The 24,675-nt window shown below is 41.5% G+C and carries 24 protein-coding genes; 8 read left to right on the top strand and 16 right to left on the bottom strand.

Translation table 11 applies throughout. From position 1 onward, the window contains the following. Window positions 1–31: 31 nt before the first annotated feature. From GUA46_RS12570 to GUA46_RS12555, 4 genes are all read right to left on the bottom strand, one after another. Window positions 32–790 (bottom strand): anti-sigma factor, encoded by a 759-nt coding sequence (locus tag GUA46_RS12570; protein WP_108247175.1) that lies wholly within the window; start codon window positions 788–790, stop codon window positions 32–34. Beyond that, window positions 787–1,353, bottom strand: coding sequence for an RNA polymerase sigma factor (locus tag GUA46_RS12565; protein WP_108247174.1), 567 nt, complete (start codon window positions 1,351–1,353; stop codon window positions 787–789). The genes GUA46_RS12570 and GUA46_RS12565 overlap by 4 nt, the downstream gene beginning before the upstream one ends. 203 nt (window positions 1,354–1,556) lie before the next feature. Then, window positions 1,557–2,573: a UDP-N-acetylmuramate dehydrogenase gene (gene murB, locus GUA46_RS12560; RefSeq protein WP_176620796.1), complete on the bottom strand. Its 1,017-nt coding sequence runs from the start codon at window positions 2,571–2,573 to the stop codon at window positions 1,557–1,559. Next, window positions 2,570–3,763, bottom strand: coding sequence for a pyridoxal phosphate-dependent aminotransferase (locus tag GUA46_RS12555; protein WP_176620795.1), 1,194 nt, complete (start codon window positions 3,761–3,763; stop codon window positions 2,570–2,572). Before GUA46_RS12555 ends, murB begins: the two co-directional genes overlap by 4 nt. 195 nt (window positions 3,764–3,958) lie before the next feature. On the opposite strand from GUA46_RS12555, the gene GUA46_RS12550 reads away from it, so the two are divergent. Further along, the gene (locus GUA46_RS12550; RefSeq protein WP_229418505.1) at window positions 3,959–5,257 is read left to right on the top strand and encodes a PDZ domain-containing protein; all 1,299 of its coding nucleotides are present in this window, start codon (window positions 3,959–3,961) and stop codon (window positions 5,255–5,257) included. A 58-nt stretch (window positions 5,258–5,315) separates the two neighbouring features. Here GUA46_RS12550 and GUA46_RS12545 read toward each other — a convergent pair whose 3' ends face one another. Next, window positions 5,316–5,702 carry a DUF1573 domain-containing protein gene (locus GUA46_RS12545; protein ID WP_108247201.1) on the bottom strand — a complete coding sequence of 129 codons (387 nt, stop codon included), beginning with the start codon at window positions 5,700–5,702 and terminating at the stop codon, window positions 5,316–5,318. A 197-nt stretch (window positions 5,703–5,899) separates the two neighbouring features. On the opposite strand from GUA46_RS12545, the gene GUA46_RS12540 reads away from it, so the two are divergent. From GUA46_RS12540 to GUA46_RS12520, 5 genes are all read left to right on the top strand, one after another. Beyond that, the gene (locus GUA46_RS12540; protein ID WP_176620794.1) at window positions 5,900–8,524 is read left to right on the top strand and encodes a valine--tRNA ligase; all 2,625 of its coding nucleotides are present in this window, start codon (window positions 5,900–5,902) and stop codon (window positions 8,522–8,524) included. 97 nt (window positions 8,525–8,621) lie between these two features. Next, entirely contained in the window at window positions 8,622–10,010 is a 1,389-nt protein-coding gene (locus tag GUA46_RS12535) for a Gfo/Idh/MocA family protein (RefSeq protein WP_176620793.1), read from the top strand. Window positions 10,011–10,023: 13 nt separating this feature from the next. Then, window positions 10,024–11,076: a GHMP family kinase ATP-binding protein gene (locus GUA46_RS12530; protein ID WP_176620792.1), complete on the top strand. Its 1,053-nt coding sequence runs from the start codon at window positions 10,024–10,026 to the stop codon at window positions 11,074–11,076. A gap of 5 nt (window positions 11,077–11,081) precedes the next feature. Next, the gene (locus GUA46_RS12525; protein ID WP_176620791.1) at window positions 11,082–11,909 is read left to right on the top strand and encodes a sugar phosphate nucleotidyltransferase; all 828 of its coding nucleotides are present in this window, start codon (window positions 11,082–11,084) and stop codon (window positions 11,907–11,909) included. A 56-nt stretch (window positions 11,910–11,965) separates the two neighbouring features. After that, window positions 11,966–13,234 (top strand): sterol desaturase family protein, encoded by a 1,269-nt coding sequence (locus GUA46_RS12520; protein ID WP_176620790.1) that lies wholly within the window; start codon window positions 11,966–11,968, stop codon window positions 13,232–13,234. On the opposite strand, the gene GUA46_RS12515 is transcribed toward GUA46_RS12520, so the two are convergent. The 6 genes from GUA46_RS12515 to rsfS all read right to left on the bottom strand — a co-directional run bounded on the left by GUA46_RS12515 (window position 13,231) and on the right by rsfS (window position 17,955). Further along, window positions 13,231–13,494, bottom strand: coding sequence for an acyl-CoA-binding protein (locus GUA46_RS12515; protein WP_176620789.1), 264 nt, complete (start codon window positions 13,492–13,494; stop codon window positions 13,231–13,233). The two genes, GUA46_RS12520 and GUA46_RS12515, sit on opposite strands and share 4 nt — an antisense overlap. Further along, a complete protein-coding gene (locus tag GUA46_RS12510) occupies window positions 13,487–14,152 on the bottom strand; it encodes a phosphatidylserine decarboxylase family protein (RefSeq protein WP_108247164.1) in 666 nt (221 codons plus the stop codon). The genes GUA46_RS12515 and GUA46_RS12510 overlap by 8 nt, the downstream gene beginning before the upstream one ends. Beyond that, complete coding sequence (locus tag GUA46_RS12505) at window positions 14,142–14,945, bottom strand: phosphatidate cytidylyltransferase (protein ID WP_176620788.1); 804 nt, start codon at window positions 14,943–14,945, stop codon at window positions 14,142–14,144. Before GUA46_RS12505 ends, GUA46_RS12510 begins: the two co-directional genes overlap by 11 nt. A gap of 4 nt (window positions 14,946–14,949) precedes the next feature. Next, entirely contained in the window at window positions 14,950–15,558 is a 609-nt protein-coding gene (locus GUA46_RS12500) for an LUD domain-containing protein (RefSeq protein ID WP_176620787.1), read from the bottom strand. A 63-nt stretch (window positions 15,559–15,621) separates the two neighbouring features. Further along, a complete protein-coding gene (ftsH, locus tag GUA46_RS12495; RefSeq protein ID WP_176620786.1) occupies window positions 15,622–17,571 on the bottom strand; it encodes an ATP-dependent zinc metalloprotease FtsH in 1,950 nt (649 codons plus the stop codon). Between the two features lie 6 nt (window positions 17,572–17,577). After that, window positions 17,578–17,955, bottom strand: coding sequence for a ribosome silencing factor (gene rsfS / locus GUA46_RS12490; protein ID WP_108247160.1), 378 nt, complete (start codon window positions 17,953–17,955; stop codon window positions 17,578–17,580). 82 nt (window positions 17,956–18,037) lie between these two features. Between rsfS and GUA46_RS12485 the strand changes: the two genes are divergently transcribed. Next, complete coding sequence (locus tag GUA46_RS12485; RefSeq protein WP_108247159.1) at window positions 18,038–18,781, top strand: biotin--[acetyl-CoA-carboxylase] ligase; 744 nt, start codon at window positions 18,038–18,040, stop codon at window positions 18,779–18,781. On the opposite strand, the gene GUA46_RS12480 is transcribed toward GUA46_RS12485, so the two are convergent. Both GUA46_RS12480 and pyrE read right to left on the bottom strand, forming a co-directional pair. After that, window positions 18,775–19,173, bottom strand: a complete 399-nt coding sequence (locus GUA46_RS12480) for an orotate phosphoribosyltransferase (RefSeq protein ID WP_108247158.1) — start codon at window positions 19,171–19,173, stop codon at window positions 18,775–18,777. The two genes, GUA46_RS12485 and GUA46_RS12480, sit on opposite strands and share 7 nt — an antisense overlap. Before the next feature lie 6 nt (window positions 19,174–19,179). Beyond that, entirely contained in the window at window positions 19,180–19,821 is a 642-nt protein-coding gene (pyrE, locus tag GUA46_RS12475; protein WP_176620785.1) for an orotate phosphoribosyltransferase, read from the bottom strand. 7 nt (window positions 19,822–19,828) lie between these two features. Here pyrE and GUA46_RS12470 point away from each other — a divergent pair, with 7 nt between their 5' ends. Beyond that, window positions 19,829–20,428, top strand: a complete 600-nt coding sequence (locus tag GUA46_RS12470) for an NUDIX hydrolase (RefSeq protein ID WP_176620784.1) — start codon at window positions 19,829–19,831, stop codon at window positions 20,426–20,428. On the opposite strand, the gene GUA46_RS12465 is transcribed toward GUA46_RS12470, so the two are convergent. The 3 genes from GUA46_RS12465 to GUA46_RS12455 all read right to left on the bottom strand — a co-directional run bounded on the left by GUA46_RS12465 (window position 20,421) and on the right by GUA46_RS12455 (window position 24,489). Continuing rightward, window positions 20,421–22,193 (bottom strand): M14 family metallopeptidase, encoded by a 1,773-nt coding sequence (locus GUA46_RS12465; protein ID WP_176620783.1) that lies wholly within the window; start codon window positions 22,191–22,193, stop codon window positions 20,421–20,423. The genes GUA46_RS12470 and GUA46_RS12465 overlap by 8 nt on opposite strands. A 69-nt stretch (window positions 22,194–22,262) precedes the next feature. Further along, on the bottom strand, window positions 22,263–22,676 hold the full coding sequence (locus GUA46_RS12460) for a response regulator (protein WP_229418504.1): 414 nt from the start codon (window positions 22,674–22,676) through the stop codon (window positions 22,263–22,265). Beyond that, window positions 22,663–24,489, bottom strand: a complete 1,827-nt coding sequence (locus GUA46_RS12455; protein WP_176620782.1) for a PAS domain-containing sensor histidine kinase — start codon at window positions 24,487–24,489, stop codon at window positions 22,663–22,665. The genes GUA46_RS12460 and GUA46_RS12455 overlap by 14 nt, the downstream gene beginning before the upstream one ends. Between the last annotated feature and the right edge of the window lie 186 nt (window positions 24,490–24,675).

Raw genomic sequence — 24,675 nt, 5'->3', positions numbered from 1 at the left:
TTAAGGTTTCTTTACCGTAAACTCTATTTTATTAGTAATTGATATTGGCTACGATATTGTCTACAGATGGAATATTGTTTCCGCCTTTTGGTTCAATGGTGATATATCCCACAGCATTGTCAGCGTAGGGTAAGGCAAGAAGTTTGTCTTTTTCGTCAAAATCTTTGATGACACCCAAGTTTACCAGTTCTCCATTGACCTCTGCCCACATTTGAAAACATTTGTCTTCGGGAAGTTCCGGAACGTTGCTCACATTAATGTACGACAGTTTTTTAACAGGGTTTATGTATGCAATGGCCTTGAGTTCCTTTGCCTCACGTTCACCCCTTACTTGATATTTCTTGGTTGCGGGATTGTTAAGAACGATAAACTGGTTTCTCATGTCAGCCAATTGGTCCTTCATGTTATCCTCCAAATACTTGATTTGGTTGGTTACGAGGGTGTTTTCTTCCTGTAATGTTTTGTTCTGGTTCCAAAAGAATAGGGAGGAGCCGGCGAAAATCATAATGGCGATACTGGCTGCAACGGCATACCTCATGTACCTTTTGCTTACCATGGTTTCTTTTCGTGCACTGGCAATTATAATGTCCTTTAAGCCTTCCGGGGTTTTCTTGGCATACATGTTGGCAAAGGTCTCCAAGTTTTTCTGGAGCACTTCATAGGTCTCCCGCACATCGGGATACATGGCAATATATCTTTCCGCTTTTTGGGATTCCTCTTTGGTGGTGTCTCCCAAAAGATATTTCTCTAAAATGTCAGACTCTAAAAATATTTTTACTTTTTCTTTCATGACAACAAATTTAAGATTAAGAGCAGGGACATTGTCGTTCCGTAAATCTTTCCAAGTTCCCTAAGTCCTATTTTTAACCGGGATTTTATGGTCCCCAAAGGTATGTCCAATTCATCACTAGCCTCTTGCTGCGTCATTCCTTCAAAAAATAGGGCCTCTAAAACAATTCTGTACTTATCTTCTATTTTGTCCAAGTTTTCTTGGATGTCCAGATGTTCCGGGTTAATGGCCTTCACTCCAACATTATATACGTCTGAAACGTCGATTTGGATTTCCTTATCCGATTTATTGGTTACACTACGTAACTTATCTATGGCCGTGTTTCTTACAATCCTGAACAACCAGGTGAAAAGTTTTGCTTTGGAAGCATCGTAGGTGTCGGCTTTTTTCCAAATTTTTATGAAACTTTCCTGTAGTACATCTTGGGCCAAATCCTCATCTTTTACTACCTTAAAAGCAACACCGAACAAGGTGTCCCCATAATTTTCATAAAGTAAGGAAATAGCTTTGTCGTCTTTTTCCTCAAGGAGTGAAACAATATGTCTCTCGATCAATGTGCTCATTAATGATGCTTTTGGTAAAATTTTTTATGGGGCCAAAATCTAAAATAGGATTTATCTCGTATATAAAACAAAGCTAAGGCAGAAAAAGCTTTTTTGTCTTGTAAATTTTGAATAGAAATAAGGGGTTTCAAAGCCCTGACGACATACATAAATTTGGTTAGTTTGGTTTGGTATAACCCTCGTTATTGACTTCAATGCGGGGGTTATTTTATTATATTAACTTCAGGTTGGATCTTTATCTTAAAGGTTTTTTGCACTTCGTCTTGAATTTTTTTGCTTAGGTCAAGAATCTCTTTGCCAGTGGCACTTCCGTGGTTAACCAACACAAGGGCCTGCTTTTCGTGCACACCTGCGTCACCAAAGCGTTTTCCTTTAAAACCGCATTGTTCCACCAGCCAACCAGCGGGAATCTTAAATTGATTATCGTCCATTTCATAAAAAGGGGCATTCGGATTTTTTTTGGTGAACCTATCAAACGCTTTTTGGGAAATTACCGGATTTTTAAAAAAGCTGCCACTATTGCCTATTTCCTTTGGGTCGGGCAGTTTGTTTCTGCGTATGGCGATGACCGCATCTGAAATATCCCTGATTGTCGGATGTACAATGCCCTTTTCCTTCAATTCGTTCTCAATGGAACCGTAGCCTGTGTGAAGCACATGGTCTTTCTTGGTCAATTTGAGTACTACTGAAGTGATGATATATTTATCCTTTGCCTCATTCTTGAAAATGGAATCCCTATACCCAAACTCGCATGCTTCGTTATCAAAACCCTCTAGCTCCCCGGTTTTGACGTCCATGGCTGCACAACTCACAAAAACATCTTTTAGTTCAACTCCATAAGCGCCAATATTTTGGATGGGTGCCGTGCCAACGTTGCCCGGGATGAGCGAAAGATTCTCGAGTCCGCCAAATCCTTGCTCCAGACTCCACATAACGAGATCGTGCCAATTTTCGCCGGCCATTGCCTTGACCTCTACAAAATTCTCGTTTTCTTCAACAATGGAGATGCCCTTTAGTTTTAGGTGTACCACCAAAGCATCTATATCTTTGGTAAGCAGCATGTTGCTTCCTCCACTAATGATGAACTTTTTGGGGTATGCCTTTAACTCCAATACTTTTTGGAGTTGCACCAGACCGGTTATTTCAACAAAAAACCTTGCCTTAACGTCAATGCCGAAGGTGTTATAATTTTTTAAGGATATGTTTTCCTGTATGTTCATTGGGCGTTGTACTCTCTTAAAGCTTTACCTAATATGTGGACGGCCTTTACAAGTTGCTCTTTTTCCAGCACATAGGCAATTCTAATCTGATTTTTTCCCAAGCCAGGTGTTGCATAAAAACCGGCAGCGGGAGCTACCATCACCGTATTTCCATCTATCTCAAAACTTTCCAACAACCATTGTGCAAAGTGGTCCGCATCCTTAATCGGAAGTTCTGCGACACAATAAAAGGCGCCTTGAGGTGTGGCGACCTTTACACCTTCCAATTTGTTGAGCTCGGTGATTAAAAGGTTTCTTCGTGAAACATATTCGTCGATTACATCATCAAAATAAGATTGTGGGGTTTCCAAAGCGGCTTCACTGGCAATCTGAGCAAAAGTTGGCGGAGATAAACGGGCTTGTGCAAATTTTAGCGCAGTACCGATAACCTCGGTATTTTTTGAAATCATGCAGCCAATACGTGCACCGCACATACTGTATCTTTTGGAAACGGAATCCACGACAATGGCGTGCTCTTCCAATCCCTCTACCTGAAGAATCGAGTAATGTTCCCTGCCATCATAGGTAAATTCGCGGTACACCTCATCGGCCACGAGGAAAAGATTGTATTTTTTAACCAATTCCGCCAACTGATGAATTTCTTCCTTGCTATAAAGATATCCTGTTGGGTTCCCGGGATTACATATGAGTATAGCTTTAGTTTTTTGGGTGATAAGGTCTTCAAACTTGGAAATGGGGGGAAGTGCAAAGTTATTTTCAATAGATGAAGCAATGGGTTTGACCTTAACACCTGCAGCTGTGGCAAAACCATTATAATTTGCATAAAATGGTTCGGGTATGATAATTTCATCATCATTGTCCATAATGGTTCCCAAGGTAAACGATAATGCCTCGGAACCGCCCGTAGTCACTATAATATCTTCAGCATCAACAAAAATGTCCTGTTTTGTATAGTAGTCCGCAATTTTTTTCCGGTACTCCTCGGAGCCTTGGGTCATGCTATACTCAAGAACCTCAATGTTATGGTTGCGAACCGCTTCTAAAGCCACTTTTGGAGTTTTAATATCGGGCTGTCCAATATTAAGGTGTATTACATGGGTTCCTCGTTTTTTGGCGGCCTCTGCGTAGGGCACTAATTTTCGGATGGGTGATGCGGGCATTTGAATCCCTTTCTTTGAAATGCTTGGCATGAACTAAAGTTTTGGCAAAAATGAGAAAACCTAATATCGAAAACAACAAGATTGAACATAAATTAATTGCTATTGGAAATGTTAAAATATGATTGGGTTCAAACCTTATTTTGTATATTTCTTAGTGAAGAGGTGATTATTTTGTGTATGTCGATGAGAAAGGGTTTTATTTTTATGCTTCTTTTAATTGTGCCAATGTTTATTTTGGCGCAGGGTTTTGAATTGCCCGAGGATAAGAAATTCCAGCGAATCAATTTTGAACTCATAAATAACCTCATCATCATTCCTGTGGAGATTAACGGGGTTGAACTGACCTTTATACTCGATTCCGGTGTAAGCAAGCCTATTCTTTTCAATCTATCGGAATCTGATTCCATACCCATCAACAATGTTTCAGAAGTCACCATACGTGGTCTGGGAGATGGTAAGCCTATGAAAGCCTTGAGTTCCAAAAGGAATATATTTAGGTTGGGCAAAGCGATAAATTTTGCTCAGGATCTATATGTGGTGATGGATCGAGGAATCGATTTTTCAACGACATTGGGAATTCCCGTACATGGCATAATGGGCTATGACCTATTCCGTGATTTTATTGTTGAAGTGAACTATAGCGCTAGAAAACTGAAACTGCACAATCCTGAACTTTATACATATAAGGAGAGAAGAAACAGACAGACCATTCCTTTGTTGGTAGAAAAAAGAAAAGCTTATGTTGAGGGAACGGTATTGATGAAGGATACAGCCAATATTAACGTGAAATTGCTTGTAGATACTGGGAGCAGTGATGCACTTTGGTTGTTTCCCGAACCCGAAAAGGGATTGGAAATACCCGAAAAAAATTATGAAGACCATCTGGGAAGAGGGCTGAGCGGCGATATTTTTGGAAAACGGAGTAAAATCAATGGAGTCCAGATAGGTGATTTTAAACTGGATGAAGCCAAGGTAGCTTTTCCTTATAGAGAGTCTTTTCAGGGGATTGATAGCTTGAATGGCCGAAACGGTAGTTTGGGAGGAGAAGTGCTCAAACGTTTCAACATGGTTTTTGATTATGGCAGAGGTCTGGTCACCCTAAAAATGAACGGTAATTTTAATGAACCCTTTCAATATAACTTGGCAGGAATCGATTTGCAACACAATGGTTTAAGATATATCGCTGAGAGTATTGCGGATGTTAATGGGCTTGTCAAGGAAGACAATGGCGATACGTTTGGTAACGTTCAAATTTTGTTGGAGAACAAGACAAGGCTGAGTTTGGTTCCAGAAATAGTGGTGTCCGGTATCCGCGCCGGTAGCCCTGCTGCAGAGGCTGGTTTACGTGAAGGAGATGTTATATTGGCCGTAAACGGGAAAAAAGTCCACAAATACAAGCTACAGGAAATACTTAAAATGATAAATGAACGGGAAGGGAAACGAATCAAAGTTCTTATTGAAAGATATAACACCGACCTGCTCTTCACCTTTGTCCTTAAGAAGATGTTTGACGACGATGATTAAAATAAAAAGCCCCAAAATCAATTGATTTTGGGGCTTTTAAAATATAATTCTCTTCTTCTTACTTAGCTCCAGGACTTTTAACGGTACCTTTTATTTTAAGTACCTTGGTTGGAGTGTCAGCATTTGAGGTTACAGTAATGGCCTTTCTGATGGGGCCAACTCTGTTTGTGTCATATTTTACTTCGATTTTACCCACTTTTCCAGGCATAATCGGCTCTTCTGGCTTTTTGGGGATGGTACATCCACAGCTAGATTTAACATCGCTGATTACCAAAGGAGCATCACCTGTATTGGTAAATTCAAATACACGAACACCATCGCTACCTCTTTCAATTTCTCCGTAATCAATGGTCTCGCTCTTAAATTCGATTTTAGCGGTTTCTTGAGCGTATACCCCTAAGGATAAAAGCCCTATAAACAGCATCAGTACAGTTTTTTTCATCATTTTTGGTTTTTGGGTGAACTTCAAATGTAGATGTTTTGATACCTGCATCCAAAATTCTTTTGTTATAGAATAACGTTACTTATTTTTGTTTCGTATTTCTGAATTGGTCCTAAGCTGAAGAATAGCGTAAAATTAACATTTTGCTTTCCTTTCAAAAAAACCAATCACAGTCTTATTAACAAAAACTATACCGTAAAATGGAAATTCCATCAAAATATGACCCAAAACGGGTTGAAGAGCATTGGTATGCCTACTGGTCGGAGCACGATTATTTTAGTTCCAAACCCGATGAAAGGGAACCGTACACCATAGTAATTCCCCCACCAAACGTTACCGGGGTGCTTCATATGGGGCATATGCTCAACAATACCATTCAAGATGTTCTTATTCGAAGAGCCAGGCTCTTGGGAAAAAATGCGTGTTGGGTGCCGGGAATGGACCACGCTTCTATTGCTACAGAAGCTAAAGTAGTGGCCAAGCTAAAGGCAGATGGTGTCGATAAGTCCAAATTGTCCCGCGATGAGTTTCTTAAACATGCTTGGGATTGGACGAATGAATATGGAGGGGTAATCCTTCAGCAGTTGAAAAAACTGGGCTGTTCCTGCGACTGGGAACGGACTAAATTCACGATGGATGACGATATGTCAGCATCGGTAATAAAAGTTTTTGTCGATTTATATAACAAAGGTTTGATTTACAGGGGATACCGAATGGTAAACTGGGACCCTGAAGCAAAGACCACACTTTCCGATGAAGAAGTTATTTATGAAGAGCGACAAGGGAATCTATATTATCTCTCGTACGCCATTGAAGGTTCAGACGAAAAAGTGACCATAGCCACTACACGTCCAGAGACCATTTTGGGCGATACCGCGATTTGTATCAACCCAAATGATGAAAGATATCATCATTTAAGGGGAAAAAAGGCCATTGTCCCAATTTCTGGCAGGGTTATACCTATTATAGAGGACGAGTATGTCGATGTTGAATTTGGTACAGGTTGCTTAAAAGTTACCCCTGCACATGATGAGAACGATAAAAATCTAGGGGATAAACACGGCCTAGATGTGGTAGATATCTTCAACGAAGATGCGACCCTTAATTCTTTTGGCCTTCATTATGAAGGAAAAGACCGTTTTGTGGTGCGAAAGGAAATTTCCAAAGAATTGGAAGAAAAAGGGTTTTTGGTCAAAACCGAACAACATACCAATAAAGTCGGTACATCTGAAAGGACTAAGGCCGTAATCGAGCCGAGACTTTCGGACCAGTGGTTCTTGAAAATGGAAAACCTGTCAAAACCTGCTTTGGATGGGGTTTTGGAAACCAAGGACGTTAAACTATACCCATCAAAGTTCGATAATACCTATCGCCACTGGATGCTAAACATCCGGGATTGGAACATTTCCCGTCAATTATGGTGGGGGCAACAAATACCAGCCTACTACTACGGCGATGGTAAAGAAGATTTTGTGGTGGCCGAAACTGCCGAAGAAGCATTGGAACTGGCAAAGGCCAAAAAACCGGAACTGCAACTATCGGACTTACGCCAAGACCCGGATGTTCTGGATACTTGGTTCTCCTCCTGGTTATGGCCCATCAGCGTATTTGGAGGAATCTTGGAACCGGAAAACGACGAGGTAAACTATTATTACCCGACCAATGATTTGGTGACCGGACCCGACATTTTGTTCTTCTGGGTGGCCAGAATGATCATAGCCGGTTACGAATACAGGGGGAAACGACCTTTTGAAAATGTATACTTGACTGGATTGGTACGTGACAAGCAACGTCGTAAAATGTCCAAATCCCTTGGGAACTCGCCCGATGCCCTCAAATTGATTGAGGATTTCGGTGCCGACGGCGTTCGAGTGGGGCTATTGTTGAGCTCTGCAGCAGGTAACGATTTATTGTTCGATGAGGCCCTTTGTCAGCAAGGAGCCAACTTCGCCAACAAAATTTGGAATGCCTTCCGATTGGTAAAAGGATGGGAAGTAGCAGATATTCCGCAACCGGAGGCAGCACAAAAAGGAATCGAGTGGTACAAGGCCAAATTCAATCAAACCTTGGTAGAGATTGAGGACCATTTCTCCAAATACCGTATTTCCGATGCGTTGATGGCTACCTATAAATTGGTTTGGGACGATTTCTGTTCTTGGTTATTGGAAATTGTAAAGCCTGAGTATCAAAAACCCATTGACCAAAAAACGTATAATGAGGTATTGGCCCTTTTTGAAGAAAACTTAAAGTTGCTCCACCCATTTATGCCTTTTTTAACGGAGGAAGTTTGGCAGCACATCGCGGAACGTACACCAGAAGATGCGTTGATAGTTTCCCAATGGCCAGAGGTGGTAGAGGTTGATTCAGCTTTGATAGCGGATTTTGATTTTGCTTCGGAAGTGATTTCAGGAATCAGAACCATCAGAAAGGAGAAAAATATCCCTCAAAAAGATGCATTGGAACTTTTTGTGCTGAATGCCGAGGGTGTAGGTTCGGACATGGATGCCATCATTATCAAATTAGGAAACCTCTCAAGACTGGAGACGGTCGATGCTAGTTTGGACGGAGCACTTTCCTTTAGGGTAAAGAGCAACGAATATTTTATCCCGATAAGCGGCGCCATTGATGTTGAGGCGGAAATTGCCAAGATTACAGAGGAACTCAATTACACCAAAGGATTTTTAAAATCCGTTGAAAAAAAATTGAGCAACGAGCGTTTTGTGAATAATGCACCCGAACAAGTGGTGGAAATGGAACGTAAAAAAGCTGCCGATGCCGAAGCCAAAATCGAAACTTTGGAAAAGAGTTTGGCTAGTTTACAATAATAGAATTTTACACGTTGTATTGATTTTAAAGGGAGGTTAACTTCCCTTTTATTTTTCATACTTTGACACAGCAAATAAGACTACAACTCAAATACCCATGAAAAATCTCAATAGAAGAAGTTTTATTCAAAAGACTTCGTTGACCGCAGCCGCAGTATCCATAGTTCCATCGTATTTAAAAGCCAATTCGGAAAGACCATTTTCATCAACTTACATGGGCGGATTTGCGGCTCCTAAATTGGAAAAGGTTCGCGCTGCTTTTATTGGAGTGGGGGCCCGGGGAGGCACACATGCCAAGTTCTTTGCTGCTTTGGAGGGTACTGAAGTAGTTGCTATCTGTGACCTTTATGAAGACTTGGTCAAAGAAAAAACAAAATGGGTAAAAGACGCCGCAGGAGAAAATCGGCATAAAAATATAGCCCAATACTGGGGAGGCGAAGATGAATGGCAAACCATGCTCAAGGAGGTACAGCCGGATATAGTTTTTATTGCCACCAATTGGGCCAACCATGCGCCAATGGCTATCGGAGCCATGGAACACGGCGCCCATGCCTTTATTGAGGTACCCATTGCCACTACCATTCAGGAGATGTGGGATATTGTTGACGCCAGTGAGCGAACCCAAAAACATTGCATGATGTTGGAAAACGTCAACTATAGTCGAGATGAATTGATGTTTCTCAATATGTGCCGCCAAGGTTTGATTGGTGAAATTCTTCATGGAGAGGCAGCCTATATCCACGAATTACGTTGGCAGATGGAAGAGCAGGAGCGGGGAACAGGGTCGTGGCGCACCCATCATTATGCCAACCGTAACGGAAATTTATATCCTACCCATGGATTGGGTCCAGTGGCCCAGTACATGAGTTTGGGTAGAGGAGAAGATACCTTTGGTAGTTTGGTTTCCTTCTCAACGCCATCGAGAGGGCGGGAACTTTATGCTGAAAAAAATTATGTCGCCGACCACAAATGGAACCAGTTGGATTTTAAAGGTGGCGATTTGAATACATCCATCATCAAAACCCATTTTGGAAAAACCATTATGGTGCAATGGGACGAAACCAGTCCAAGACCATATTCCCGGTTGAACTTGGTGCAGGGAACCAAAGGCATTCTGGCAGGGTTTCCGACCCGCGTAGCTCTGGAAGGAGGTGTGGAAGGGCTTACGGAAGACCATCATTCATGGGTTCAGGGCGAGGAATTGGAGAAACTATATGAAAAGTATGACCACCCCTTGTATAAAAGATTGAACGAAGCTGCCAAGGGCAGTGGACATGGGGGCATGGACGGTATCATGGTATATCGCATAGTGGAATGTCTTCAAAAAGGATTGCCTTTGGACCAAAATGTGTACGAAGGTTGCCTTTGGAGCGCCGTTTCCCCATTGAGCGAACGCTCAGTGGCAAGCGCTGGAGCACCTCAGCCGTTCCCCGATTTTACCAGAGGCAACTGGAAGAATACCGAACCGTTGCAAATAATTAGTTAAGTAGACCGTATTAATGATTGAAATAAAAGTACCCGCCCGAATCTGTTTTTATGGGGACCATCAAGATTATTTGGGATTGCCCGTGATTGCTGGGACCATAGACCGTTTTATAAATTTGAGAGCCACTCCCAATACTGATAAAACATATCTTTTAAAGTTGTTGGACCTACGGGAAGAAGCAAAAATTGCTCTGGATGATCATTTAAAAAACGTTCAACCCGATGATTATTTCAGGTCGGTGATGGCTGTGCTAAAAAGGGAAGGCTTTCAGTTGGATCAGGGCTATGATATCGAAATATCGGGTAATATTCCGGTAAATGCGGGGCTGTCCAGTTCCTCTGCCCTTGTGGTGGCATGGATTCGCTTTTTAGTGGCTACGCAAGGAAAATCAGAAGAAATCAGCGATTATCAAATTGGGAGATGGGCCTACGAAGCCGAAGTGTTGTTTTTTGATCAACCCGGTGGATTGATGGATCAATATACCATAGCACAAAAAGGCTTGATTTATATTGATACAAAAAATGGAGAGAGTACTCGTTTAAACGCAGGTCTGGGCAAGTTGCTGGTCGCTGAATCCGGGGTTCCCAAAAAAACCTTGGAAGTTTTAAAAAACGCTAGGGTGTATCAACAACGGGCGGTGGATGCCGTTATAAACGTCCATTCCTCATTTGAACTGGAGCAAGCCAGTGTGTCGGATTACGAAGCATATGTAGATTTGGTGCCTGAGGAGCTGCAGGGATATTGGTATGCGGCTATCCATAACTATCACATTACTTTAGAAGCTAAAAAGGAGCTGTTGAATCCAAACCCCGATATCCAACTTTTGGGCGATTTAATGAACCAGCACCAAATGATTCTTCAAAAAGAAATACAGAATACTCCTTTGGAAATGGCAGCAATGATGGATGCTGCCCGTGATGCGGGTGCCATAGGGACCAAGATAATAGGTTCGGGCGGCGGTGGCTGTATGGTGGCTATGGTTCCAGATGATATGGAAGAAAAAGTAATACAGGCATTTTTGGGCAAAGGTGCGAAAGCGGTGTATGCTGTAGAATTAAAAAGTTGAATATAATGGAGAACACGAGTTTGATCATCATGGTAGGTGGTGCATCATCACGAATGAAAAGGAGTTTAAAACAACGGGATGACCAGGTTATGGACAACATCCCCCATAAAAGTTTGATTCCTGTTGGAAAAAATGGGAGGCCCTTCCTATACTATTTGGTTCAAAATGCGGTGGAAGCGGGATATACGAAATTGTATTTAATCACAAGTCCCGAAAATTCTGCTTTTCAAGATTTAAAAGATCAAGGTGGTTTTCCAAATGGGCTGGAAGTGTTCTTGGCCGTTCAATCGGTACCGGAAGGAAGAACAAAACCATTGGGTACTGCCGACGCTCTCCAACAATGTTTGGACCAGTATCCCGAATTAAAACAGGGCACGTTTACGGTTTGTAACGGCGATAATCTGTACTCCATTGGTGCATTACAAGATTTGAGGGAAGATAGGAAGGCTCCTCATGCACTGATCAGTTACGGCAGTTCAGGTTTCGATTATACCGAGGAGCGTATTGCCAAGTTTGCCGTAATGGATATTTGCGAGGATGGATTTCTACAACAAATTGTTGAAAAACCAGATGTGGCAGATGTTCCTAACTACAAGGATGCATCCGGACAGCTTAGGGTAAGCATGAACATTTTTAGTTTTTCGGGCAGTGGGGTTTATCCGTACATAAAAAACTGCCCCATTGATCCTGTTCGCGACGAAAAGGAATTGCCCAAGGCCGTGGCCGTTTTGGTGGAGGAACAACCGAAAAGCGTACTTTGTATTCCACGCTCAGAACACATTCCTGACCTAACGGATGCAAATGATATTCAGTTATTTAAAAATTTAGAGTAACTTAAAGGCATATAACCCCATTCTTGCATCGAGCAAAATTTTAAATTTTTCTTGATATGGAATCATATGCAACGGCATTGTTATATGCCACTCCTTTTTTTATCGGCCTTGTGTTGATCGAGATTCTATATGGCCGATTTGTAAAAGATCAGAAACATAACCTCATGGATACCGTTAGCAGCCTTAGCTCTGGTCTTACCAATGTGGTCAAGGATTCTCTCGGATTGGTGCTGATTTTGATCAGTTATCCTTTTTTGCTCGAACATTTGGCGCTTATCGAGATCAAGGCTACCTGGTTGGTGTGGGTCGTGGCCTTTATTGCTCTGGACTTTGCAGGGTATTGGAACCATAGGTTAAGTCATCATATCAACTTTTTTTGGAACCAGCACGTGATTCATCATAGCAGTGAGGAGTTCAATTTGGCCTGTGCACTTCGACAGCCTATTTCAAATTTACTAGGCTATTATGCACTTTTATTGATTCCGGCTGCGCTTTTGGGCGTTCCTCACAAGGTGATTGCAGTTTTGGCGCCCATTCATTTATTTGCGCAGTTTTGGTACCACACCCAGCATATTGGTAAGATGGGTTTTTTGGAATATGTTATCGTAACGCCATCGCAGCACAGAGTTCACCATGCCATTAATAAGGAGTATATCGACAAAAACCTTGGACAGATTTTTTGTGTTTGGGATAGGATATTTGGTACTTTTCAGGAGGAACTGGATGAGGTTCCACCGCAATATGGTGTGCTGAAACCGGCAAATACATGGAACCCCATCATCATTAATTTTCAACATTTATGGCGATTGATGCAGGATGCTTGGCGGACCAAAAATTATTGGGATAAATTCAGGATTTGGTTTATGCCCACAGGCTGGCGCCCGGCAGATGTCAAGGAAAAATATCCCATTTCTATAATCAAGAATGTGTTTAATTTTCGAAAATATCAACCCGAGGCATCATCCTCGCTCAAGGCATACTCACTTTTCCAATTGGTGGTTACCACCTTTTTGATGTTGTTTATGTTCTATAGCTATGCGGAAATCGGTTTTGACGGTCTGCTGCTGTTCGGAGCGTTTATTTTTGTCGGAATCTATGGCTACACTACTTTAATGGACCGTAAAATTTATGCAGTTTGGATTGAGGTAATTCGAGGGTTAGGTGGTTTGATCTTGATTTACTTTACCAATGATTGGTTCGGAATCGATACATATGTTTCAGAGGGTAGCTACATAGTGGCCCTTTATTTTTTGGCAACTATTTTCGGCGGAGTTTACTTTACGTATTTTGAAAGGTCGTTGGCCACTTCGGACTTGACCGCTTAGAGCGATTTTAGCTCTTTCTCCACCAATTCCACATATTTCTCCATGGCTTCTTCCCTGCTTATTCTTTTGGCCTGGAAAAGAGCATTTGCCTTAAAGGCATTGATGAGAGGAGTTCTACTTCCTGGATTGTCAAAGTTTTTGTTGGCAATCTTGAAATAGGCATAGAGCTTTAAGAGTAGATCAGCGGGCAAAGGGTCGGTGTAGTCGTTAACAAAGTTAACGGCATCTTCGAATCTTTTATGTAGGTCTTCGTTAATCATCCAATGGTCTTACGGAAGCTATACAGGTGTGTGCTCCAACAACTTTTTGATTGAGCTTAACGGTAATATCGCAGTCCAAAGGAAGTAGCAAATCAACACGGGAACCAAATTTTATGAAGCCTGCATCCTCGCCTTGGGTTACTTGTTCGCCTTCCTCGGCGTAGTTTACAATTCTACGGGCCATGGCGCCAGCAATTTGTCGGTAGCCGATTTCACCAAATTTTGGGGTGTGGAGTATAACGGTGGTACGTTCGTTCTCCGTACTGGATTTTGGGTGCCAGGCCACCAAATATTTCCCGGGATGATATTTGGAGTACGTTACCGTTCCACTGGCGGGATATCTGGTAACGTGTACATTGGTGGGGGACATGAATATGGATACCTGTTTTCTTTTTTCCTTGAAATATTCAGGTTCATCCACTTCTTCAATTACCACGACCTTTCCATCCACGGGTGCCAGAATTTCATCAAAACTGCGGGTGACACGTCTTTTGGGATTCCTGAAAAACTGGAGAATGGCAATGAGAAAAATCAATGCGGCTACCTGAAGCGAAAACCGGGCCCACTCCAAATTAACGTAGTAATGTGCCGCCAGAACGGCTGCCACCACGATACAGAAAGTGATGATGATAATTTTTTGACCCTCTTTATGAAACATAGGAGAAAATATTTAAAATCAAATAAGCAAAAGGCGCAGCGAACACTAGGCTATCCAAACGGTCCCAAATTCCACCATGTCCCGGTAATATGGCTCCACTGTCCTTTACCCCGGCCATTCGTTTGAACTTGGATTCCAATAAATCTCCCAAACTCCCCGCTACAACTATTAAACAGGCCATTGCCATCCACTCGGTAATCGACAACCTTGTTTCGTACCATGATAAAAAGTAAGCGGCCACAAGTGCAAAAATAAGACCTCCTATAGAACCTTCAATGGTTTTTTTTGGAGAAACTGAAGGAAAAAGTTTAGTTCGGCCGAAAGTACGCCCTGTTAAATAGGCAAAAGTATCGTTTACCCAAATCAAAATAAAGATGCCCATGATGAGAAATTGGGCAAAATCATCATGTTTATATGGAATCATGGTCAAAAAAATGCAGCCTCCGCCGATATAAAACAGTCCAATGATAAATTTTTGAAAGCTGCTGAAATTTTTAGGCCTTTTAGAGAACAGGAACATCAGCAATGCCATGTCCACCGTGATGGTGCAGAGCATTAAAAGGTTTATGGCGGTCGAGTCATTGGTAAGGTATATAAAAACCCACCAAAGTGCCAAATAGGCCATAAATATATGGTAGCCCTTTAGGTTTACAATTCGCTTGTACTCATACAGGCATGCTAGTCCAAAGGTCATGAATAAAAAGTCGAAGGCATCCGAACTCAAAAAAACGGCACCCAGTAGAAGTAAAACATAAATTACCCCGGTTATGGAGCGTCTTAAAATTTCTCTCATGTACTTAGAAATCTTCTAGGAGCAAAAGATATACATTTTTCGAGGCACTTCCGTAAGAAAGGAAATCATCTTTGTTTTCCGCCGTAGGCTGAAAGTGTTTTAATGTGGTAATATTGTTAGGAATATTCTTTTGGTAGCGTTCCTTGATAATTTTGAGCGCCTCGCTTATGGAGTCCACCAACTGGCTTGTTGTGGCAAAAACTACCAAATTGGAGGGCAGTTCGTCCAATTTCTTTTCCTTGATTTGATTGGAACAGACCAATATGGAACCGTTATGGGCCACAAGATGCTCACAGGTAGTAAAGAAAATATTGCTTTCCTTGCGATTGTCTGTAAACTGAAGCTTTTCGGAAGCAAACTTTGTTTCCAGTCTCGGATCCAGAGAATAGAATAGTTGATTTTGCCAGTCGTTTTCTGAAATGATGTTTTTAAGCGCTTCGGAAACCTCGGCAAAGTCTTCACAGTAGATGAACTTTCCGCCATTTTTCTTAAAGTAGATGGTAAATTTTTCATCTACGGGAATCTTTAAATCGGGCATATGGTCACCACGGGTTTCCGCAGTTTCCTTGGAAACCTTTTTTCCTCCTCCGAAAAGTTTTTTAAAAACTCCCATTTATGGCATGTGTTCTTTTCTACTGAATCAATATAATGCTTTGATTAGATTTTTTGAATGATTTTATTCTGCGGGCTCTAATTTCTCCTCTTGTTTTTCAAAAGGTCTTTGGCCAAAAATCTTTTCCAAATCGTCCTTAAAGATAACCTCTTTATCCAAAAGTCTTTCAGCCAGTTCGGTGAGCTTGTCCTTGTTGTCCTGCAACAATTTGATGGCCCGCTGATACTGCTCTTCAATCATTTTGGATATTTCTTGGTCAATTTTTTGCGCCGTTTCCTCACTATATGGTTTGGTGAACCCGTATTCGTTCTGTCCCGACGAATCGTAATAGGTAATGTTCCCCAATTGGTCATTAAGTCCATAAATGGTGACCATGGCACGGGCCTGTTTGGTTACTTTTTCCAAATCACTGAGTGCACCGGTGGAAATTCTATCGAACATTACTTTTTCTGCGGCCCTACCTCCCATGGTGGCGCACATTTCATCCAACATCTGTTCTGGACGAACAATCAAGCGCTCTTCGGGCAAGTACCAAGCAGCACCCAACGATTGTCCCCTTGGAACAATGGTAACTTTGACCAATGGTGCGGCATGCTCCAGCATCCAGCTCACCGTAGCGTGCCCAGCTTCGTGGAAAGCGATGGTTTTCTTTTCGTCCGGGGTGATGATCTTATTCTTCTTCTCAAGGCCGCCAACGATTCTATCAACGGCGTCCAAGAAATCCTGCTTGTTGACCGCTTTTTTCTCCTTACGGGCAGCAATAAGTGCAGCTTCATTACAAACGTTGGCTATATCCGCTCCCGAGAAACCTGGTGTTTGCTTGGCCAAAAAGTCCAAATCCAGAGTTTCTGCCGTTTTAATTGGGCGAAGGTGTACTTCGAAAATTTCTTTTCTTTCGTTAAGGTCCGGCAAGTCAACATAAATCTGACGGTCAAAACGTCCGGCACGCATCAAAGCTTTGTCCAGTACATCGGCACGGTTGGTCGCGGCCAATACGATTACGTTAGTATTGGTCCCGAAACCGTCCATTTCTGTCAATAGCTGGTTCAATGTGTTTTCACGTTCGTCATTGGAACCTGTAAAGTTGTTCTTGCCCCTTGCACGTCCAATGGCGTCGATTTCATCAATAAATATAATAGCTGGGGATTTGTCCTTGGCTTGTTTGAACAAATCACGAACCCTAGAAGCTCCCACACCCACGAACATTTCCACAAAGTCGGAACCGGATAGGGAGAAGAAAGGTACTTTTGCCTCACCTGCCACGGCTTTTGCCAAAAGGGTCTTACCTGTTCCTGGAGGTCCTACCAAAAGGGCTCCCTTTGGAATTTTTCCACCAAGAGAGGTGTATTTATCAGGATTTTTAAGGAATTCCACGATTTCTTGAACTTCTTCTTTAGCTCCTTCTAGCCCTGCTACATCTTTAAAAGAAGTGCGGGTATCCGTTTTTTCGTCGAACAATTTGGCCTTGGATTTTCCTATATTGAAAATCTGACCTCCAGCACCTCCACCGGCACCACCTGACATTCTACGCATTAGGTAAATCCAGATGCCTATTATCAAGGCAAATGGCAATAGGGTTAGGAATATCTCCCCTAGAACGTTGGACTCTGTGTCAAACTCAACAATGGTGTCCAAGTTGTTCTCTTTCTTTATTTCGGTGATTTCATTCTGGAAAATCTGTAAATCTCCGTAATCCAAGACATATTGAGGAACCAGACCGCTTGATGGAAGAAGGGGCTTTTCTGCCACTCCTTTGTGCACATCCTTTTTCAGGGCTTCCTCGGTTAAATAAACCTTTGCCTGACGTGTGTTGGTGATGATGACAATTTTGGAGATGTCACCATTGCGTAAAAATTCCTGTAATTCGGAGGTTGTGGTTTTTTCGGTACTTGAAAAACTGCTTCCACCAAAAAATTGGAAGCCAATAATCAATGCGATGACCACACCATATATCCACCACGAGCTAAAACGTGGTTTTTTGGGAGCATTATTCGGGTTGTTTTCTTTTGCCATTTTTTCTTAAGAATTGTAACTGCTTTCCACCATAGTGACTTTGGCATCTCCCCAAAGTCCCTCAATGTCGTAAAATTCCCTAATGTGTTTTTGAAATACATGTACCACAACGTTTACGTAGTCCATCAGCACCCATTCGGCGTTCTCGGAGCCTTCGACATGCCATGGCTTGTCTTGTATGGCCTTGCTCACCTTCTTTTGTACGGAGGATACTATTGCGTTAACATGTGTGTTGGAAGTACCGTTACAGATGATGAAGTAGTCGCAAACTGTATTTTCGATTTCCCTAAGGTCCAGTAGATTTATGTCAACTCCTTTAACGTCTTCTATTCCTTCCAGGATCAAGGCAATCAATTCATCTGCGCTAGCTTTCTTTTTCTGCATTCAAAAAGTTTAGTTTTTACAAAGTTATGTTTTTTTTGTTTTCTTAGCCCTAGTTTTTAACAAATCGTAAAGGCTTGTCATATTGGAAAAACATTTTCAAATACTCAAACTTGATGCCACGGACTCCACAAATCAATATTTAAAAGATTTGTTGCGTTCGGAAAATCCCCCCGATTATACTGCTGTTGTTACTGAAAGACAGTTAAAGGGTAGAGGGCAAATGGGAACTGTGTGGGAATCGGAGGGCGGTAAAAACCTTATGTTTAGTGTGTTGAGGAGATTTGATGCATTGAGTGTCAAACATCAATTTGTGTTAAATATTGCCGTTTCCTTGGCTGTTGTGGATACTTTGGCAGAACGTTCCATACCGGATGTAAAGGTAAAATGGCCCAACGACATTATGTCAGGTTCCAAGAAAATTTGTGGCATTTTGATTGAAAATGTGCTCAAAGGAGACAATGTGGACCGATCAATTATTGGAATTGGCCTGAATGTAAACCAAACTGATTTTACAAATTTAGAAAAGGCTTCTTCGTTAAAACGGATTATGAGCCGCAATTTTGATTTGGACGGGCTTTTATATGAGGTGCTTCACAGACTCCGATATCATATGAGGGATATTGAATCTAAAACAGCGAAACAACTTCTGCCTTCGTATGAGCAGGTGCTTTTTAGGAAGGATAAGCCTTCTACATTTAGCAACCCCCATGGAAATAGGTTCATGGGTTTTATCCGAAGGGTTTCACCAACTGGTAAACTGATTATTGAACTGGAAGACCAGGTTCTCAAAGAATTCGATTTAAAAGAGGTGACCTTGCTCTACTGACCTATTTTGTCCATGTTGTTAGATAATGTACCCATAAAGTTGGTGATGGGTGCTTTGATCATCATGGCCATCATGGCATTGAACTGTCCCTCGAAACTAAGTGCTACTTCACTTTCATTGTCTCCGAGCGATGTAATGTCGGCGGTAAGGGTAAAAGGTAGTTTGTCACTTGCAGCGCCCAGGACCACTTTATCATACGGGTTTTGTTCTTTTAGCCTAAGTACAATTTCGGGCATACCTTTTAGGGCGAATTTGAAGGTGTTCTCGTCCAACACTTCAAACTTGTCTATATTTTCGGGCATTAAAGTTTCAAAGTTTTTGATGTCGGTCAAGAACTCAAATACTTCTTTGTCGCTTTTGGCTACTTTCTTTTTTGAGGCTTCAATGTGCATAGTAAATTATTGTTTCCATTCTTGCGGATTGGATCTCCACTCAAGAAGGGTCTTTAATTGTGATTCTTTGATGTAATTGGTTTCAGAGGCCTGTTCGATCAGGTGCTCGTAATCCGATAGGGTATGGAGTTTAATCCCTTCTTTTTCAAAGTTTTCGGTAGATACAGGAAAACCATACGTGAAGATGGCGATCATTCCTTTTATATCGGCATTTTGCTCCTTGAGGGCCTGTACGGCATTGAGACTACTGTTTCCAGTGCTTATCAAATCCTCTATGACAACCACACTCTGTCCAGCTTCAAAATATCCTTCAATTTGATTTTGTCTGCCATGTTCTTTAGGTTTTGGCCTTACATAAACAAAGGGCAGTCCCAATGCTTCTGCAACCAAGATACCGATACCAATGGCACCTGTGGCCACTCCGGCAATCACATCTGGCTTGCCGTAAAGATTCTCTACTTGCTTGGCAATTTCTTCGCGAACAAAGTTTCTAACCTGTGGGTAGGACAACATTATTCTATTGTCGCAATAAATAGGAGATTTCCAACCTGAGGCCCATGTAAAAGGATTTTCAGGTTCCAACTTAATTGCATTAATTTGTAATAACAGCTCAGCTGTTTTTTTTGCGATTTGCTTATCTAAAACCATTGCGCAAATGTATGAAGTTTTTGTTAATGAGGCTCCACTGATTTTAACAAACGAGCGCCCCCAAGATTCCAATGGAAATTTGTTTTCATTGGATGGTGATTCCATTGTTGAAGCTATAAAGCTTTTGTCCAAAAAAAAGGTTCAAAAGGCATATCTATATCATCCTGATGAGAAGAAGATTCTAAAACTATTTATGCACAAGATTCCAGTGGTGGTTGCTGGCGGAGGATTTGTGATCAATAGAAAAGGGAAAGTGCTTTTTATATATAGGAACGGGAAATGGGATTTGCCCAAGGGCAAGGTAGATAAGGGCGAATCTATTGAAAATGCTGCAATTCGCGAAGTAGAAGAGGAAACGGGCGTGAAGGACCTTGTAATTGATAGGTTTCTCCAGACTACCTACCATATTTTTAAAAGGAACGGGGAATACAGGTTAAAACAAACCCACTGGTTTATTATGTCTACGGATTATACAGGTAAATTAATTCCAGAAAAGTCCGAAGGCATCAAAAAGGTAAAATGGAAAGGTTCCCGAAAGACCAAAAAGGCCTTAAAAAACTCTTATCATAATATAAAAATATTGTTCGAGGATTGGCCTTTTAATTAGGGAGCAGGCCTGCTGCTTCGCTTCCTTTGGCAACTCGGTATATTGGGTACGTCATGTAGGCTTCCTCAAAATGCTCGGAGCGTTCAAAAATCCAATTGAGCTGTGCATACCAGTTATTGGCAAAGTTGAGCTCGGATTCTTTTTTGGTCTCGAATTCCTGTAGCAGCAAAGAATCCTGTTGAAGCATTTTAATGGCCACATCCTCAAAAACGTATGGGGAAAAACCTTCCTTGCGCTGCAAAACGGTATCAAAAAAGTTCCAATTAAAGAATGAATCGGCACCCTGTGGCTCCAATGTTTCCATAAGATATCTTATGCCTGGCTGACGTGTAGATACCAATAGGTCACCTTCTCTAAAATGGATTTTTTTAGTGTGCTTTTTGACTTTGGTATTCGAATGGAGATAGTGTCCTTCGTATGGGGCATTTCGTGTGTCGTAATCCTCAATGGTGTACCCCTCCACCAAAAGTGTGGTGTCTTTTTTGATGGCCGTATATTGAATTTTATTGGCATCCAATCGATCTATTACTCGTTTCCAGCTTTTCTTGACAATATAGGCTGCAGGAACTGTTACTGTATCCGCTGGATAAAAATAATCCTGATAGATGGTCTCTTTGGTAAATGGTTTGTCCCTGTTGTATTTCAATCGTGGAAGTCCAGTAACTTCACTGGTAAGTTGTTCGGCCTCAAATCCCTTAAAGTCAAGGGTGCTCGTTTTTGTGGTGTCCACTTGCCAGTTGAAATAATACTCGGAAAGTTCAAGATTCTTTTCCAAGGTCTCTTTTCGTAATGTTTTAATTTTGTCGTGCTCTTTCTCTACTACCTCTATCAAACTCTGCATTAGGGCATAGGTTCCCTCAACGCGCTGTTTATAGGGTTTCAGCATATGGGTTTCAACCATCAGTCCCAAGGTGCTCCAAAGGGTGGTATAGCCTGTGGAATATCTTGGATGATCCATAAATTGACTGAAGCCCATCTCGGGCGGCACGTTGAAAACATTTACATAAGGCGTAATGTCCCATTCTTTTTCGGCCAAAGAATTTTCAAGATTTGGCATTAGGGTTCTGTGAAGATATTCCCCCATTTCGCCACCTAGCTTGTTATGCTGGGTGAAAAGGTGGGTCAAAGTGTACTGGTAATCGGCCCCATTGCTCACATGGTTGTCTATAAAGACATCTGGTTTTACCATATGGAATATTTGGGCGAAGGTCCGGGCATTTTCGGTATCCATTTTAATGAAATCCCTATTAAGGTCGTAGTTACGTGCGTTGCCTCTGAAACCATACTCCAAGGGGCCGTTCTGGTTTGCCCTGGTTGTGGAATTTCTGTTCAGAGCCCCACCGACGTTATATATGGGTATGGTTACCAATACGGTGTTCTCCGGCATTTTTAGTTTGCCCGTAGCCAGATCACGGTATAGCATCATTGTGGCATCAATGCCATCACTTTCCCCGGGGTGTATGCCATTGTTTATTAAGATGATGGATTTTTCCTTGCGGATATTTTCATAATTAAAATCCCCATCCGGATTAAAGGTTACGGTATGCAGCGGGATTCCACTATCTGTTTTTCCTGTGGTGTGTATGTTTATCTGCGGAAATTCGCGTGCAAGGCCCATGTAATAATCAATGGTTTGCCTGTATGTTGCAGTTTCTAAGCCACCCGAAGCTTCGTAATGTGTTTGGTACGAGGATTTTTCTCCTTGTGTTTCGGACTCACAGGATATCAAAAGGAATACGGCCGCTAAAAAAAATAAATGTTTCAAAATACTTTGGGAACTTTAAGTTGCACTTAATGTTGTGCTTATCAGTGCCAAAAATACAGAATATTATAATTAGGAGGCCATATCCATTAATCCAAGATCGGTTGCCTCGATTTTGAAAATGGGCTTGTTCTTAAAATTGAGTATGTACGGGCACCTGTCCTTAAAATTGCTCCATTTTTGATGGTCCAGTGGGTCTATGGAAGAAGTGATCATGTTAATGATGATATGCTCTTTTAAGTCTAAGGTAATAAGTTCGTCCAAGAAGTCCCATCCATCCATAATGGGCATGTTGATGTCCAGAAATATAACATCGGGAATTGTTTTATTGGATTTATGCCTTTCCAACAGTGCATCATAGGCTTCTTTCCCATTCTGAAATATTTGGACATCGTCACATTTGGTAACGGACTTAAGCATTTTTTTTATACCAAATACTGTTATGGGATCATCGTCCACTATAAAAATACAACTAACTTTCTTCATTAAAATACACATTAAATGTAGTGCCTCTATCAACATCACTTTGCACTGTTATACTTCCGCCCATGGCTTCTATTTGGTTTTTTACAAGGTAGAGACCAAAGCCTTTGGAGTCTTCTTTGTTATGGAATGTCTTGTACATGCCAAAAATTTTGTCGCCGTATTTTTCCAAATCAATCCCAAGACCATTGTCGGATATGCTCAGCAGCACACCTTCTTTTGATTTTACCGCATTGATTATGATCAATGGTTTTCGGTTGGGGCTTCTATATTTTACAGCGTTGGAGATTAGGTTCAGAATAATACTGTCCAGATAGGCAGGTACACATTCTACTTTTATATCTTCGGCTACATGATTGATTATCTGCGAATCGTTCTTGTTCAAAAAGGCGGAGAAATTCTGTAAGACCTTCACAATGTTGTGTTTGAGGAACAAAGGTTTTTTGGTTACCGATGTATTGGTGTTCACATCTACCACTTGATTAAGGTTTTCCAAGGTCTCCAGTAAATTGTCAGATGCTTGCGATAGCATTTTGGTGATTCTTTCCCTCTCTGTTGGGTCGTTTTCTGACTTTAAAAACTCCAACAGCATAGAAAAGTTAGCGGAGTGTGATCGTAGGTTATGGGATACAATATGGGCAAAACCAATTAATTTTTGATTCTGCATCGAGGTTATTTTGATAAGATCTCGCAATTCGCACTCCTTCTTTTTGATGGAGGATATATCCAAGCTCATACCAATAAGACCACACACTTTGCCATCCAGATCAAAATAAGGTATTTTGGAGGTTAGAAAATGGGTTGTTTTGCCATTATGGGTAATAGCCGTCTCTTTGCCAATAATAGGAGTAAGGTGCTTCATGACCTGTATATCCTCTTCCCTGGATATTTTTGCCGTATCCTCGTTATATAAGTCGAAATCATTTTTGCCGATGATTTCCTCCTTACTCTTGTTGATATAATTTGACTCTCCTTTGTTGATCAGTACTTTTCTGGATTCAAGGTCTTTTACATAAACGTTCAACGGTAAGCTATCAACAAGTGTGCTGAGCAATTGTTGGTGCTCCTTGACCTTGTTTTCGGCCATCACCTCGTCATGAATATCTCGTATTGTTCCAAAAACCTTAATGGTATTACCGTTTTCTACATAAGGTTTACCGGTAACCCTGACCCATCGTTCTTCACCGTTAAATGTTATGATCATCAAATTGGTGTCGTAGGATTGCTGGTTTTCTATTGCTTTGTGAAAGAGCATTGAAACCTTGTTTCTGCTGTAGCCCGGTTTGTAAAATTCAATGGCCTCCACTGTGGTAGGCTCAAAACAATCGGGAACTTGATGGATACGTTTGGTTTCCTGGCACCATGTGAGTTTTTGCGTTGCTGTTTCAAATTCCCACCAACCTGTTTTGGATACTTCTACCTTGGTCTCCAAAATGTTCTGCAACCACTCTACTTGTTGCTCTTTTTCCACTTCGGCCGTAATGTTGTCGGTTTGGATTATGGTTCCGATTACGTTTTCTTTCTCGTCGAACCAAGGAGCGAAATGACTTTTGAAATGGCCAGTGCCGTTATGGTTTGATATTTTGTGCCTAAGGGAGAAGGATTTATTTTCCTTTAATTTTTTTTTGAGATCAGGGATGTCTGCATATAATGGAAAAACTTTGATTTGGTGGTCGTTGTTCTGTGGAGGTAATCCGAAGATATCTAGCCAAGAAGAGGAAGCATCTATCAAAATACCTTTTTTGCACAGAAGTGCTGTCGCCTTTGGCAACTGTTTCAATAAGTAAAATTGGTCAACTCTTCTTACTGCTTTCAAAACTCGGGGTTGTTTAAAAAACGTTACTGCTTGCTCAGAAATTTCCGACTAAGCTATAATTATTTGGTCGATACAATGCACATTATGTTGCGAAAGCAATCATTAATGTTGTATCCAAAGGGTTGGCCATGGTTTCTATAAATATAGAAAGAAAGAATTTACTTACAAACTATATTCGATGAACGG

This window comes from Flagellimonas chongwuensis, from assembly GCF_013376415.1.
Classification (GTDB): domain Bacteria; phylum Bacteroidota; class Bacteroidia; order Flavobacteriales; family Flavobacteriaceae; genus Flagellimonas; species Flagellimonas chongwuensis.
This window is presented reverse-complemented; position numbering and strand designations above follow the sequence as displayed.

Excerpts from the sequence above, each read along its gene's own strand:
- GUA46_RS12570 (WP_108247175.1), bottom strand. The coding sequence starts at position 790 with ATGAAAGAAAAAGTAAAAATATTTTTAGAGTCTGACATTTTAGAGAAA.
- GUA46_RS12565 (WP_108247174.1), bottom strand. The coding sequence starts at position 1,353 with ATGAGCACATTGATCGAGAGACATATTGTTTCACTCCTTGAGGAAAAA.
- murB (WP_176620796.1), bottom strand. The coding sequence starts at position 2,573 with ATGAACATACAGGAAAACATATCCTTAAAAAATTATAACACCTTCGGC.
- GUA46_RS12555 (WP_176620795.1), bottom strand. The coding sequence starts at position 3,763 with ATGCCAAGCATTTCAAAGAAAGGGATTCAAATGCCCGCATCACCCATC.
- GUA46_RS12550 (WP_229418505.1), top strand. The coding sequence starts at position 3,959 with ATGTTTATTTTGGCGCAGGGTTTTGAATTGCCCGAGGATAAGAAATTC.
- GUA46_RS12545 (WP_108247201.1), bottom strand. The coding sequence starts at position 5,702 with ATGATGAAAAAAACTGTACTGATGCTGTTTATAGGGCTTTTATCCTTA.
- GUA46_RS12540 (WP_176620794.1), top strand. The coding sequence starts at position 5,900 with ATGGAAATTCCATCAAAATATGACCCAAAACGGGTTGAAGAGCATTGG.
- GUA46_RS12535 (WP_176620793.1), top strand. The coding sequence starts at position 8,622 with ATGAAAAATCTCAATAGAAGAAGTTTTATTCAAAAGACTTCGTTGACC.
- GUA46_RS12530 (WP_176620792.1), top strand. The coding sequence starts at position 10,024 with ATGATTGAAATAAAAGTACCCGCCCGAATCTGTTTTTATGGGGACCAT.
- GUA46_RS12525 (WP_176620791.1), top strand. The coding sequence starts at position 11,082 with ATGGAGAACACGAGTTTGATCATCATGGTAGGTGGTGCATCATCACGA.
- GUA46_RS12520 (WP_176620790.1), top strand. The coding sequence starts at position 11,966 with ATGGAATCATATGCAACGGCATTGTTATATGCCACTCCTTTTTTTATC.
- GUA46_RS12515 (WP_176620789.1), bottom strand. The coding sequence starts at position 13,494 with ATGATTAACGAAGACCTACATAAAAGATTCGAAGATGCCGTTAACTTT.
- GUA46_RS12510 (WP_108247164.1), bottom strand. The coding sequence starts at position 14,152 with ATGTTTCATAAAGAGGGTCAAAAAATTATCATCATCACTTTCTGTATC.
- GUA46_RS12505 (WP_176620788.1), bottom strand. The coding sequence starts at position 14,945 with ATGAGAGAAATTTTAAGACGCTCCATAACCGGGGTAATTTATGTTTTA.
- GUA46_RS12500 (WP_176620787.1), bottom strand. The coding sequence starts at position 15,558 with ATGGGAGTTTTTAAAAAACTTTTCGGAGGAGGAAAAAAGGTTTCCAAG.
- ftsH (WP_176620786.1), bottom strand. The coding sequence starts at position 17,571 with ATGGCAAAAGAAAACAACCCGAATAATGCTCCCAAAAAACCACGTTTT.
- rsfS (WP_108247160.1), bottom strand. The coding sequence starts at position 17,955 with ATGCAGAAAAAGAAAGCTAGCGCAGATGAATTGATTGCCTTGATCCTG.
- GUA46_RS12480 (WP_108247158.1), bottom strand. The coding sequence starts at position 19,173 with ATGCACATTGAAGCCTCAAAAAAGAAAGTAGCCAAAAGCGACAAAGAA.
- pyrE (WP_176620785.1), bottom strand. The coding sequence starts at position 19,821 with ATGGTTTTAGATAAGCAAATCGCAAAAAAAACAGCTGAGCTGTTATTA.
- GUA46_RS12470 (WP_176620784.1), top strand. The coding sequence starts at position 19,829 with ATGTATGAAGTTTTTGTTAATGAGGCTCCACTGATTTTAACAAACGAG.
- GUA46_RS12460 (WP_229418504.1), bottom strand. The coding sequence starts at position 22,676 with ATGAAGAAAGTTAGTTGTATTTTTATAGTGGACGATGATCCCATAACA.